General features: G+C 72.5%; 11 protein-coding genes. 8 read left to right on the top strand and 3 right to left on the bottom strand.

From position 1 onward, the window contains the following. Positions 1–152: 152 nt before the first annotated feature. Together ACWD3E_RS05225 and ACWD3E_RS05230 are read left to right on the top strand one after the other, a co-directional pair. Positions 153–1,163, top strand: a complete 1,011-nt coding sequence (locus tag ACWD3E_RS05225; protein ID WP_451386159.1) for an NlpC/P60 family protein — start codon at positions 153–155, stop codon at positions 1,161–1,163. Between the two features lie 29 nt (positions 1,164–1,192). Continuing rightward, positions 1,193–2,395, top strand: coding sequence for a hypothetical protein (locus tag ACWD3E_RS05230; protein ID WP_451386160.1), 1,203 nt, complete (start codon positions 1,193–1,195; stop codon positions 2,393–2,395). Here the strand turns inward: ACWD3E_RS05230 and ACWD3E_RS05235 are convergent. Continuing rightward, a complete protein-coding gene (locus ACWD3E_RS05235) occupies positions 2,376–2,909 on the bottom strand; it encodes a PadR family transcriptional regulator (RefSeq protein ID WP_451386161.1) in 534 nt (177 codons plus the stop codon). The genes ACWD3E_RS05230 and ACWD3E_RS05235 overlap by 20 nt on opposite strands. A gap of 89 nt (positions 2,910–2,998) precedes the next feature. Between ACWD3E_RS05235 and ACWD3E_RS05240 the strand changes: the two genes are divergently transcribed. Continuing rightward, complete coding sequence (locus ACWD3E_RS05240) at positions 2,999–4,321, top strand: MATE family efflux transporter (RefSeq protein WP_451386162.1); 1,323 nt, start codon at positions 2,999–3,001, stop codon at positions 4,319–4,321. Here the strand turns inward: ACWD3E_RS05240 and ACWD3E_RS05245 are convergent. Beyond that, the gene (locus tag ACWD3E_RS05245; protein WP_451386163.1) at positions 4,282–5,517 is read right to left on the bottom strand and encodes a glycosyltransferase 87 family protein; all 1,236 of its coding nucleotides are present in this window, start codon (positions 5,515–5,517) and stop codon (positions 4,282–4,284) included. The genes ACWD3E_RS05240 and ACWD3E_RS05245 overlap by 40 nt on opposite strands. 131 nt (positions 5,518–5,648) lie before the next feature. Here ACWD3E_RS05245 and ACWD3E_RS05250 point away from each other — a divergent pair, with 131 nt between their 5' ends. After that, positions 5,649–6,791: a glycosyltransferase family 4 protein gene (locus ACWD3E_RS05250; protein WP_451386164.1), complete on the top strand. Its 1,143-nt coding sequence runs from the start codon at positions 5,649–5,651 to the stop codon at positions 6,789–6,791. A 32-nt stretch (positions 6,792–6,823) separates the two neighbouring features. Continuing rightward, complete coding sequence (locus ACWD3E_RS05255) at positions 6,824–8,461, top strand: GMC oxidoreductase (protein WP_451386165.1); 1,638 nt, start codon at positions 6,824–6,826, stop codon at positions 8,459–8,461. A 28-nt stretch (positions 8,462–8,489) separates the two neighbouring features. Here ACWD3E_RS05255 and ACWD3E_RS05260 read toward each other — a convergent pair whose 3' ends face one another. Further along, the gene (locus ACWD3E_RS05260) at positions 8,490–10,286 is read right to left on the bottom strand and encodes an AMP-dependent synthetase/ligase (protein ID WP_451386166.1); all 1,797 of its coding nucleotides are present in this window, start codon (positions 10,284–10,286) and stop codon (positions 8,490–8,492) included. A 308-nt stretch (positions 10,287–10,594) separates the two neighbouring features. On the opposite strand from ACWD3E_RS05260, the gene ACWD3E_RS05265 reads away from it, so the two are divergent. From ACWD3E_RS05265 to ACWD3E_RS05275, 3 genes are all read left to right on the top strand, one after another. Beyond that, the gene (locus ACWD3E_RS05265) at positions 10,595–11,392 is read left to right on the top strand and encodes a metallophosphoesterase family protein (protein ID WP_451386167.1); all 798 of its coding nucleotides are present in this window, start codon (positions 10,595–10,597) and stop codon (positions 11,390–11,392) included. 97 nt (positions 11,393–11,489) lie between these two features. Further along, entirely contained in the window at positions 11,490–11,933 is a 444-nt protein-coding gene (locus ACWD3E_RS05270) for an SRPBCC family protein (RefSeq protein WP_451351651.1), read from the top strand. A 49-nt stretch (positions 11,934–11,982) separates the two neighbouring features. After that, positions 11,983–13,191 (top strand): ArsA family ATPase, encoded by a 1,209-nt coding sequence (locus ACWD3E_RS05275; protein WP_451386168.1) that lies wholly within the window; start codon positions 11,983–11,985, stop codon positions 13,189–13,191. The last annotated feature ends 33 nt before the right edge of the window (positions 13,192–13,224 follow it).

The raw sequence follows: 13,224 nt of genomic DNA on the forward strand, positions 1-13,224 counted from the left end.
GCGGGGCGTCACGTTTGCGTGGCCACCGAGGTCTTTGGCCGAGGCCCTTCCGCACGGCTACTGTCTGCCGCGTTTCCCCGGCGCCGGGGCCTCCCCGTCCCCAGGCGCCGGGGGAGCGGTACCTGTTGTCAGCGGAAGGACGTTGGCTTCCCGTGGGCTCTCATCGCCGCCGTGCACCCTCCGGGTTCGACCGGGGCGCCGCCGCCCTGTGCGTGCTGACGGCAGCCGCCGGCGCACTCGGCGCCGTACCGGCGACCGCCGCGCCGCACGCGGACGCCCGGGCCGAGGTGGACCGCCTCTACGAGCAGGCCGAGCAGGCGACCGAGGCCTACGACAAGGCCGCCGAGCGGGCCGGCACGCTGCGCCGCGAGGTGGGCTACGACCAGGACCACATCGCCCGCCAGCAGCAGCGCATCAACACCATGCGGGACCAGCTCGGTTCGCTGGCCGGCGCCCAGTACCGCGCCGGCGGCATCGACCCGGCCGTCGCCCTGCTGCTCAGCGGCGACCCCGCCGACTACCTCGACAAGGCGACCACCCTCGACCGCATCGGCGCCCACCAGGCCGGGCAGCTCCGGGAGTTGCAGTCCGCGATGCGCGAACTCGCCCAGGAGCGCAACGAGGCCGCAGGGAAACTCGCCGCGCTGGAGCGCAGCCGCAAGGCCGTCGCCGCGCACAAGCGGACCGTGGAGAAGAAGCTCGCCAGGGCCCGGCAGCTGCTCGACGCGATGACCGCCGCCGACCGCGCCGCCTGGGACCGCGCCTCCCGCGGCAGCCGCGACGGCCTGCCCGACCTCGGCGGTGCCGGCACCCCCGACGCCCGCGCCGCCGCCGCGCTGGCCGCCGCCCGCTCCGCCCTCGGCCGCCCCTACGTGTGGGGCGCCAACGGCCCCTCCGGCTTCGACTGCTCGGGCCTGATGCAGTGGGCGTACGCACACGCCGGCATCCACCTGCCGCGCACCTCGCAGGAGCAGCGCTACGCCGGCCACCGGATCCCGCTCTCCCAGGCACGCCCCGGCGACCTGGTCGTCTACCGATCCGACGCCAGCCACGTGGCGATGTACGTCGGCAACGGCCAGGTCATCCACGCGCCCTACCCGGGGGCTCCGGTGCGCTACGACCCGGTCGGGATGATGCCCGTCTCCTCGGTCACCCGTCCCTGAGCCGGGCCCGCGCGCCGTACGATCGGGAAATGGCTGTTCGCAGACGGGCCCGGCGGGCGTGGCGTACCGCGGCGGCGGGGCTCTGTCTGCTGCTCGTGCCGCCCCTGGCCGGCTGCGCCGGGCAGCGGGCGGACGCTTCGGCGCAGGCCCAGGTGCAGCGGGTGCTGGACCGCAGGTCGGCCGCGCTGCTGGACCACGACGAGACGGCGTACGCCGCGACCGGCATCCGGACCGAGTACACCCGGCTGCGCGCCCTCCCGCTGACCTCCTGGACCTACCGCGTCACCGGGCTGCGCGGCACCGGCTCCGGCGCCACCGCCGAGGCCGAGCTGCGCTATCGCGTCGCGGGCTACGACCAGGCTCCGGTCAGCGCCCGCCGCACCCTCACTCTGAGCCGCACCGCCGACGGCAAGTGGTACGTCACCGCCGACCGGCCCGCGCGGCGGGCCGGGCAGCAGCTGTGGGACCAGGGCACGGTGACCGCCGTCCGGGGCGCGCACAGCCTGGTCCTCGGTACCGGGCAGCGCGTCGGTGACCTGAGGGATTTCGTGCGGCTCGCCGACCGCGCGGTGCCGGCCGTGTCCCGGCGGTGGGGCACCGGCTGGACCCGGCGGGTCGTCCTCCTCGTGCCCCGCTCGCTGGAGGGCATGGCCGGCCTGCTCGGCGCGCCCGCCGCCAACTACCGGGGGATCGCCGCGGTCACCACGGGCGAGGGGGGCGGCTCCGGCAGGGCCCCCGCGGACCGGGTGATCGTCAACCCGGACGCGTACGGCGGTCTCGGCTCCCTCGGCAGGCAGGTCGTCATCACCCACGAGACGACCCATGTGGCCACCCGGGCGCAGACCACCGCCGCCACCCCGCTGTGGCTCTCCGAGGGGTACGCCGACTGGATCGGCTACCTGGACACCTCCCGCTCGCCCACCGAGATCGCGCCGGAACTCGCCCACGCGGTCGAGGACGGCCACCTGCCGTCGGCCCTCCCCGGCGACGAGGACTTCGGCTTCAGCGGGGCCCCGACCCGGCTGGCCGAGGCCTACGAGGGCGGCTGGCTGGCCTGCCGGATGATCGCCGACCAGTGGGGCCCGCCCCGGCTCGGCGCCTTCTACCGGGCCGTCGGCGCCCACAAGGAGCGGGCGGGCGCGGTTGCCGGGGCACTGAAGAAGGAGCTCGGCCTCACGCCGGAGGCGTTCACCGCGCGCTGGCGGCAGTACGTCAGGGCTCAGCTCGGCTGAGCGTGCCGATGGCCTCGCGCAGCCAGGCCCGCTCGGCCTCCCCGGTGGCGCGGGCCACCCGCAGCATGCCCTCGCGGAACAGGTCCCCGGCTTCCTCCGCACGCACCGGCGCACCGTCCCGGTAGAAGAAGCTCGCCGGGGTCTCCAGGAACGTCAGCCGCCGGCGCAGCACCGCGGCCTGTTCCGCGCGCTCGGGCAGGTGGTGCAGGAAAGCGAGCACGGTGTTGAAGCGGACGTGGTCGGTGATCTCGGCCGGCTTGGGGTTGCGCAGCCGCTCCAGCAGCTCCGTGCGGCCCTTCTCGGTCAGGGACAGCACCCGGCGAGGGGCGGCGCTCGCGCCTTCCTCGGTGCGCTGCTCCAGCTTGCCGGCGGCGACCAGCCGGTTGATGGCCGGATAGAGGGCACCGTCGCTGACCGGGCGGACATGACCGCTCAGCGCCTTGATGCGCTCCTTCAGCTCGTACCCGTGCAGCGGCTCGTCGGCGAGAAAGCCGAGGATCGACAGCTCCAGCACGCGGACTCCTCCTTGCAGCGGACGTGACGACCATGCTACCTCTTATCGAGCTACCTCTAAACGATGTAGCTCGATAAGAGGGGGTCTCGATGAACACTCACCGCAGGCAACTCGTCTCGCTCGCCCGGCCCGTCTACTTCTCGCTCCTGGCTTCGGTCGCCTCCGGGATCATCAACACCGTCTGGGTCTCCCGGCTCGGTGGTCCCGCCGTCGCCGCCGTGGCCGTCACGACCAACACCGAGAACGTGCTCCTCGGCGTCGCCCTGGTCTTCGCCTCCGGTACGACCGTGCTCGTCGCGCACGCCAGGGGAGCCCGCGATCCCGGGGCCGTACGGGCCGCCGTGCGCGGCGGCTGGGCCCTGTTCGGGCTGGTCGCCCCGGCGGTCGTGGCCGCCGGCCTGCTGCTGCGTGAGCCACTGGCCGGGCTGGTGCTCGGGGGCGACGACCCGGCGGCCCTGCGCCTCGCCACCGCCTACTTCGCGATCTCCCTGCCGGGCATGGCCGTCTTCTTCGCCCAGCAGCTCGTCGACGGCATCCTCAAAGGCACCGGCGACACCCGGACCCCGATGCGGCTCGCGCTGCTGGCCAACGGGCTGATCCTGCTGTGCGACCCCCTCCTGATCCACCTCTACGGCGTCCGGGGCGCCGCCGCCTCCACCGTGCTGTGCCGCGGTGCGGCCCTCGCGGTCGGGCTGCGGGTGCTGCGCCGGAACGCCTCGCTGCGGTGGGCCGCCGACGCGCGGCCGGCGGAGTCCGCCGGCGCGGCCCTGCGGCGGACCCTGCGCACCGGGCTGCCCATGTCCGCCGACTTCACCGTGCGCCAGGGCGGGGCCCTGGTGCTGGTGGCGATCGTGGCGCGGCTCGGAGTGGCCGCGGTGGCCGCCTACGCGATCGCCTACAAGGTCATGTACGTCGCCACCATGGCCTTCTACTCGGTACGGCAGGCCGCCGCGATCCACACCGCCCACACCCGGGGCGCCGGTGTGGACGCGCGCCGGGACATCGGACGGCAGGCGGTGCTCGTCTCCGGGACGCTGGGTCTCGTGGCGGCGGCCCTCTTCGCCGCCTGCGCCCCCTGGATCATGGCCGCCTTCGGAGCCGGGCCCGCCGTCGCCCACCAGGGCGTGCTGTTCCTGCGCTGCATCGGCCCCTACCTGCTGCTGATGGCGTGCTTCATCGCGCTCGGCGGCGTCTTCGAGGGCAGCGGGTCGGCGCCCGCGCTGCTGCGGGTGACCCTGCTCGGCACCGCCGTCCAGGTCCCGCTGGCCTACGCCCTGTCCGGCCTCGGCCTGCCCGGCATCTGCCTGGCGCCGGCCCTCGCCATGGCCGTGCAGAGCGGGGCCGTGGCCGTACTGCTGTGGCGCGGGCGGCGTCAGGTGGAGGTCGAGGTCTCCCTCGTACGGGTCGCCTGAGGCGGGAACGGGGCGTCCGGGAGGGGCAGGACGGTGGAGCGCCACAGGGAGCGGGCCGCCGTGAGGGCGGCGATGAGCAGCAGGCCGTTGCGGACGAGGAGCAGGGTGATGCCGTACCAGTCGCTCATCACCACGTGCGAGAAGCCGATCGGGAACTCCAGGAGCGTCACGAAGGACGCCACGACCACCATGAGCGCGGGCGCGGTCATGCGGCTCGGCCGGAAACAGAGGCAGACCGCGGCCAGGCCGACCAGCCACACCAGGTACTGCGGGCTGATCACCCGGCTGGTGACCGTGAACAGCAGCACCGCCGTGAACGCCGCGTCCGCGAGGGACTGCCCGGTGAACCGGGTCGCGCGCAGCCGCCACAGCAGCAGCCAGCCGAAGGCGGCCCCGGTCAGCACCAGCGCGACAGAGCTGACCAGCTCGACGTGCGGGCCGAGGAACTCGACCGACCCGTAGTTGAGCAGCACCTGTCCCTTCCAGCCGAAGTGCCGGGCCACGTGGAAGACCAGGGCGCCCAGCGACTCCACCTCGGTGCCCCGGTCCCGCTGGAAGCCGAGGAAGGCGAACGCGCCCGGCATGGACACCGAGAACAGGGCCGCGAGCCCGGTGGCGGTGACCAGCGCCGACGCCCACACCCGGCGCCCCGCGGCACCCACCAGCAGCAGCGCCGGCCACACCTTCAGCAGCGCCCCGAGCCCGGCCAGCGCGCCCAGCACACGCGGCCGGCGGATGCCCGCGAGCAGCGCCGCCACGGCGAGCGCGGTCACCATCACGTCGTAGCGGGCGTACACCGTCGGGCCGAGCAGCGGCAGGCCCACGACCCAGATCCAGACGCCGCGCGTGGAGCGGTCGGGATGGGTGCCCGCACACCCGAGCAGGCACAGGACGGCCATGTCGGCGAGGAAGGCCAGGACGAAGAAGGCGTGCGGGTAGGAGAGGAACGGCAGGGCGGCGGGGGACAGGATCGCGAGGGCGGCGGCGGGCGGGTACTGCCAGGTCACGTCGTCCAGCGGAAACGTTCCCTGGCGCAGGACCTCGTACCAGCCCTGATAGATCACCGACACGTCCAAAGTGACGTCCGCGCCCGGGAAGACGAACACCCGGAAGACGAACAGCAGCAGCACCACGCGGGTGACGCCCCAGGTCGCGAGCAGCCATGGCAGGGACCGACCGGTGCCCCTCGTCTCCACGTGATCCCCCTACGTTCGATTCGCGCTTCGATTCCCGCGTCGAGGGAACATGATGTCGTGCCCGCCTGTGCGCGTGCCACAGACCCGGCGGCCGGGTGCGGCGCAACGGCGATTGGGTAGGGTCGGCAGCAATGCACAAGACCCTGATCGTCACCAACGACTTCCCGCCCCGGCCGGGCGGCATCCAGGCCTTCCTGCACAACATGGCCCTCCGGCTGGACCCGGGGCGGCTCGTCGTGTACGCCTCCACCTGGAAGCGGAGCCGGGAGGGTGTCGAGGCCACCTCCGCCTTCGACGCCGAGCAGCCCTTCACCGTCGTACGCGACCGTACGACCATGCTGCTGCCCACCCCGCAGGCCACCCGGCGGGCGGTCGGGCTGCTGCGTGAGCACGGCTGCACCTCGGTGTGGTTCGGGGCCGCCGCGCCGCTCGGGCTGATGGCGCCGGCACTGCGGGCGGCCGGGGCGAAGCGGCTGGTGGCGACCACCCACGGGCACGAGGCCGGCTGGGCCCAGCTGCCCGCCGCGCGCCAACTGCTGCGCCGGATCGGGGAGTCGACGGACGCGATCACCTATCTGGGCGAGTACACCCGCTCCCGCATCGCCACCGCGCTCACCCCGCACGCGGCCGGCCGGATGGTGCAGCTGCCGCCCGGGGTCGACGAGAAGACCTTCCACCCCGCCTCCGGCGGCGAGGAGGTGCGCGCGCGGCTCGGCCTCACCGACCGGCCCGTCGTGGTGTGCGTCTCCCGTCTGGTCCCGCGCAAGGGCCAGGACACCCTGATCAAGGCCATGCCCCGCATCCTCGCCGCCGAGCCGGACGCGGTCCTGCTCATCGTCGGCGGCGGCCCGTACGAGCGGGACCTGCGCCGGCTGGCCCGCGAGACCGGCGTCGAGGCCTCGGTCCGCTTCACCGGCGCCGTGCCCTGGTCCGAGCTGCCCGCGCACTACGGCGCCGGGGACGTCTTCGCCATGCCCTGCCGCACCCGCCGCGGCGGCCTCGACGTCGAGGGCCTCGGCATCGTCTACCTGGAAGCCTCCGCCACCGGCCTCCCGGTCGTCGCGGGCGACTCCGGCGGCGCGCCGGACGCGGTCCTGGACGGCGAGACCGGCTGGGTCGTACGCGGCGACTGCGTGGACGACACCGCCGAGCGCATCGTCGTCCTGCTCCAGGATGCGGAACTACGGCGCCGGATGGGGGAGCGGGGCAGGCGCTGGGTCGAGGAAAAGTGGCGCTGGGACCTCTTGGCGGAGAAGTTGAAGGAACTCCTCTAGCCGGAAGGAGATAATCCGCCGATGCTGCGCGCATGACAGCAAAACTGACGCAGCATCAGCTGACCAGACGTCACATCCTGGGCATGATCGCCCTCCAGGCCGCCGCCACGGCCGGCCTCACCCGTATCGGTCTCCAGTCCGCCCACGCCGTCGAACCGGCCGCCGTCGACAACTCCCCGGCCATCGTGGTCGGTTCGGGCTACGGCGGCGCGGTCGCCGCACTCCGGCTCGGCCAGGCCGGCATCCGCACCCTCGTCCTGGAGATGGGGCGGTTGTGGAACACCACCGGCACCGACGGCAAGGTGTTCTGCTCCACCAGCGCCCCCGACCAGCGCTCCATGTGGTTCCGCACCCGCACCGAGGCCCCCCTCGCCACCTTCCTGTGGCTGGACGTCGTCAACAAGGCCATCAACCCCTACCCCGGCGCCCTGGACCGCGTGCACTACGACAACATGTCCGTGTACGTCGGCCGCGGCGTCGGCGGCGGCTCCCTCGTCAACGGCGGCATGGCGGTCACCCCGCTCAGGTCCTACTTCGCCGAGCAGTTCCCGACCGTCGACGCCGACGACATGTACGTCAACCACTTCCCGCGCGCCCGCGCCATGCTCGGCGTCAACACCGTCGACCCGGCCTGGTTCGAGTCGACCGAGTGGTACAGGTTCACCCGCACCTCCCGCAAGGCCGCCGCCAACGCCGGTCTGAAGACCACCTTCGTGCCCAACGTCTACGACTTCGACTACATGCAGCGCGAGGCCGCCGGCACGGCCACGAAGTCCGCGCTCGCCGGCGAGGTCATCTACGGCAACAACTACGGCAAGCGCAGCCTCGACAAGACCTACCTCGCCGCCGCCCTCGGCACCGGCAACGTCACCTTCCACACCCTGGAGAAGGTCAGGGCGATCACGCGGGCCGGCGACGGGTCGTACGTCCTGACCGCCGACCGCATCGACAACACCGGCACCGTCGTCGAGACCAAGCAGTACAGCTGCACGTACCTGTTCCTCGGCGGCGGCAGCCTCGGCACCACCGAACTCCTCGTCCGCGCCCGGGACACCGGCACCCTGCCGGACCTGGACCCGAGCGTGGGCGCCGGCTGGGGCACCAACGGCAACACCATGCTCGGCCGCGCCAACCACATGTGGGACACCGTCGGCGCGAACCAGGCCACCATGCCGGTGATGGGCATCGACGACTGGGCCAACGCCGACAACCCGGTCTTCGCCGAGATCGCCCCGCTGCCCATGGGGTTCGAGCACTGGGTCAGCCTCTATCTGGCGATCACCAAGAACCCGGAGCGGGCCTCGTTCACGTACGACTCCGCGTCCGGCAGGGTGAAGCTCGGCTGGACGCCCGCCCAGAGCGCGGTGTCGGTGGGCATGGCCAAGAGGCTCTTCGACCGGATCAACCTGGCCAACGCGACGATCTACAGGTACGACCTCTTCGGTTCGACCAGCAAGATCTTCGCCGACGACTTCACCTACCACCCGCTGGGCGGCTGCGTGCTGGGCCGGGCGACCGACGACTACGGCCGCGTGAAGGGGTATTCGAGGCTGTACGTCACCGACGGCTCGCTCGTGCCCGGCTCGATCGGCGTGAACCCCTTCGTCACCATCACCGCGCTCGCCGAACGCACCATGGCGCGGGTCCTCGTCGAGGACACCGCGCCATGACACACCGTCAACAGGCGTACTACCCGTACTACTTCGCGTAGATCGCCTCGATCTCGTCCGCGTAGTCCTTCGCCACCACGTTCCGCTTGAGCTTCAGCGACGGGGTGAGGTGGCCCGAATCCTCCGTGAACTGGGAGGACAGAATGCGGAACTTCCGCACCGATTCCGCCTTCGACACCGCGGCGTTGCCGTCGTCGACGGCCGTCTGGATCGCAGCGATGAGATCCGGGTCCTCGCGCAGCGACGCCGCGGTGGAGCCCGCCGGCTTGCCGTGCTCGGCGGCCCAACGGCCCAGGAACTCCTCGTCGACGGTGACCAGCGCGCCCACGAACGGCCGCCCGTCACCGACCACCATGCACTCCGCGACCAGCGCGTGCGCCCGGATCCGGTCCTCGATCACCGCCGGGGCCACGTTCTTGCCGCCCGCGGTGACGATGATCTCCTTCTTCCGGCCGGTGATCCTGAGGTAGCCGTCCTCGTCCAGGGTGCCGATGTCACCGGTGTGGAACCAGCCGTCGGCCAGCGCCTCCGCCGTCGCGCCCGGGTTGTTCCAGTACTCCTTGAACAGGTGCTCGCCGTGCAGCAGCACCTCGCCGTCGTCCGCTATCCGCACCACCGAGCCGGGCAGCGGCTGACCGACCGTGCCGATCTTCTGCCGGTCCCAGGGGTTGAACGCGGTCGCCGCGCAGGACTCGGTCAGGCCGTAGCCCTCCAGCACCGTGAAGCCGATGCCCCGGAAGAAGTGGCCGAGCCGCTCGCCCAGCGGGGCGCCGCCGGAGATGGCGTACTCGCCCCGGCCGCCGAGGACCGCGCGCAGCTTGCTGTAGACCAGCCGGTCGAAGACCTTGTGCTTGACCTTCAGGCCGAACGACGGGCCGGAGGCGCTGTCCAGCGCCTTGCTGTAGGCGATCGCGGTGTCCGCCGCCTTGTCGAAGATCGCGCCCTTGCCGTCCGCCTGCGCCTTGGCACGCGCCGAGTTGTAGACCTTCTCGAAGACGCGCGGGACGCCGAGGACCAGCGTCGGCCGGAAGGCGGCCAGCTCGTCGGTGAGGTGCTTGATGTCCGGAACGCAGCCCAGCTTGATCGGCGCCATCATCGGGGCGATCTGCACCAGCCGGCCGAAGACGTGCGCGAGCGGCAGGAAGAGCAGCACCGAGCACTCGCCGGTGCGGAACAGGGGGCGCAGCCGCTCCACGATGTTGCCGCACTCCGCGAAGAAGCTGCGGTGGGTCAGCACACAGCCCTTGGGGCGTCCGGTCGTACCGCTCGTGTAGACGATGGTCGCCGGGTCGTCGGCCTTCGCGATCGAGCTGCGCTCCTCGACGGTCTCGTCCGAGACGTCCTGCCCGAGCCGCCCCAGCTCCTCCACGCCGCCGGCCTCGATCTGCCAGACGTGCTTGAGGGCGGGCAGCGTGTCGCGCACCGACTCCACGGCCGCCGCGTGGTTGTCCAGCTCCACGATGCAGGCCGTGGCGCCCGAGTCGGACAGGATCCACTGCACCTGCTCCGGCGAGCTGGTCTCGTACACCGGCACGGTGACCGCGCCCGCGCTCCAGATCGCGAAGTCCAGCAACGTCCACTCGTAGCGGGTGCGGGACATCAGGCCGACCCGGTCGCCCGGCTGCACGCCGGCCGCGATCAGGCCCTTGGCGGCGGCGTGCACCTCGGCCAGGAACTTGCGCGCCGTCACGTCCTGCCAGGCGCCGCCCGCCTTACGAGCGATGACGGCGACGTCGGGATGCTGCGCGGCGTTTCTGCGGACGATGTCGGTCAGATTGCCGTCCGCAGGGACCTCGTACAAAGCCGGAAGGCTGAACTCGCGCAAGACTGCTGCTCCTCATAGGGCGCCGGCGCCACGACACTGTGTGATGCGACGGTGCGGTCCAAGGCTCGGGCGGTGCTCCCGTCAACACATGCGGCGTTCACATGTTGAAAACCAGAGCACGACTGGACGGCCCGGACGTTACCGGTCGGTATGGCTTCCCCGACAGGGGGTCCCGGCGAGATGTTCGCTGCGTCACACGGGTTGGCGTTCCTTTGCGCACAGTAGTCCACCCCTTTCCCGACCGGCGAGTAACCGCAGGCCTGGTCGCCACTGTTCACGCACATCGCACACGCCTACGCTTGATCGCCATGGCATCCACACGCTCAGGGAACCGAAGGACACGCGTCCACGTGGTCAGCGACGTGCACGGCAACGCCCGTGACCTGGCCCGCGCAGGCGAGGGTGCCGACGCCCTGATCTGCCTCGGCGACCTCGTGCTCTTCCTCGACTACGCCGACCACTCGCGCGGCATCTTCCCCGACCTGTTCGGCAAGGAGAACGCCGACCGCATCGTCGAGCTGCGCACCGCGCGCCGCTTCGAGGAGGCCCGCGACTTCGGCGCCCGGCTGTGGGGCGGCCTCGGCGCGGACCGGGCCGTCGCCATCGAGAAGGCCGTGCGCAAGCAGTACACCGAGATGTTCGCGGCGTTCCCGACCCCGACGTACGCCACCTACGGAAATGTCGACATGCCGCCTTTGTGGAGCGAGTACGCCGGGCCGGGCACCACGGTGCTGGACGGCGAGCGGGTGGAGATCGGCGGCTGGACCTTCGGCTTCGTCGGCGGCGGACTGCGCACCCCGATGCGGACGCCGTACGAGATCGACGACGAGGAGTACGCGGCGAAGATCGAGGCGGTCGGCGAGGTCGACGTGCTGTGCACGCACATCCCGCCGGAGGTCCCCGAGCTGGTCTACGACACGGTCGCGCGCCGCTTCGAGCGCGGCAGCCGCGCCCTGCTGGCCGCGATCCGGCGCACCCGCCCCCGCTACTCCCTCTTCGGCCACGTCCACCAGCCGCTCGCCCGGCGGATGCGGATCGGTGCGACCGAGTGCGTGAACGTGGGGCACTTCGCCGGGACGGGCCGGCCCTGGGCGCTGGAATGGTGAGGGAGCAACGATGCGGACGCGGTGAAGGCGGCAGGTCGGGCGCGCGGTAGCCTTCACGCTGCACACTCTTAGGTCCGCATCTGGAGGAGCCACGGCGATGGCGGAACACACCAGTTCGAGCATCACGATCGAGGCGGCTCCGGCCGAGGTCATGGCGGTCATCGCCGACTTCGCCCGCTACCCGGACTGGACCGGCGAGGTGAAGGAGGCGGAGGTCCTCGCCACCGACGGCCGGGGCCGCGCCGAGCAGGTGCGTCTCGTCATGGATGCCGGTGCCATCAAGGACGACCAGACCCTCGCCTACACCTGGACCGGCGAGCACGCGGTCTCCTGGACCCTGGTGAAGTCCCAGATGCTGCGCTCCCTGGACGGCTCCTACCTCCTCAAGCCGGCGGGCTCCCAGGCCACCGAGGTCACCTACCAGCTCACCGTCGACGTCAAGATCCCCATGCTCGGCATGATCAAGCGCAAGGCGGAGAAGGTCATCATCGACCGGGCGCTGGCGGGACTGAAGAAGAGGGTGGAGTCGGGCGAGAAGTAGCGGGAAGCGCAGCACCGGTCACCGCCGCCCTCCGTTACCGTTCAGCCTCATGCGCACCATCCTGATCACGGGCCCGGGCGGCAGCGGCCGTACGACCGTCGCCGCCGCCACCGCGCTGCGCGCCGCCCGCGAGGGCGTCCGCACCCTCGTCCTCACCGCGGACCGCACCGACACCCTCGGCGCGGCCCTGGGCGCCGCGACAGGAGCGCGTCCCGCCGAGGTCACCGAGCACCTCACCACCTGGCGGCCCGACGCGGCCGACCGCTTCCGCGAGGACCTCACCGCCTTCCAGACCCGCGCCCAGAACGTCCTCGACCTGCTCGGCGCGGCCCGGCTGGACGCCGAGGAGGTCACCCCGCTGCCCGGCGCCGAGGAGCTGTCCCTCCTGCGCGCGCTGCGTGACGCCGTCCTCTCCGAGCGCTACGACCTCCTCGTCGTCGACCTCCCGCCCCTGTCGCAGGCCCTCGCCCTGCTCGCCCTCCCCGAGGAACTGCGCCGCTATCTGCGCCGCCTGCTCCCGCCCGAGCGGCAGGCGGCCCGCGCCCTGCGCCCCGTCCTCGGCCGGCTGGCCGGCGTCCCCATGCCCGCCGACTGGCTGTACGAGACGGCGGCCCGCTGGGACGTCGAACTCGCCGCCGTCGAGGCCGTCCTCACCGACCGGAACACCGCCGTACGGCTCGTCGCCGAACCCGGCCCGGCCGGCGCCGACGCCGTCCGCACCGCCACCCTCGGCCTCGCCCTGCGCGCCCTGCCCGTCGAGGCCCTGCTCGCCAACCGCGTCCTGCCCGAGACCGCGCCGGACACCTGGCTTGCGGGGCTCCTCGCCCAGCAGCGCAAGGCGGTCGCCGACTGGGAGCAGTCGTACGACGTCCACACCGTCCCCCACCTGGGCCGCGACCCGCAGGGTACGGAGGACCTCGGCGCGCTCGCCGTGCCCGGCGTCAACTCCGTGCCCGACCCGGTCGAGTGGCCCGTCACCGGCCTCCCCCACTCCCGGCTTCGCCCGAGCGGGGGGACCCCCACCGCCGAGGACGGCGTGCTGGTCTGGAACCTCCCGCTGCCCGGCGCGATACGCGAGCAGCTCGACCTGATCCGGCGCGGCGACGAACTCGTGATCACGGCGGGCCCGTTCCGCCGGATCGTTCCGCTGCCGTCCGCGCTGCGCCGCTGCACGGTCGCCGGAGCCGCCCTGCGCGAGGGCGTGCTGCGCATCCGGTTCGCCCCCGATCCCGGCCTGTGGCCCGCGCCCGGACGGTGAACCACGTACGCCCGTTCGGGTAACGTCGAAGGT

This window comes from Streptomyces sp. NPDC002676 (assembly GCF_053592455.1).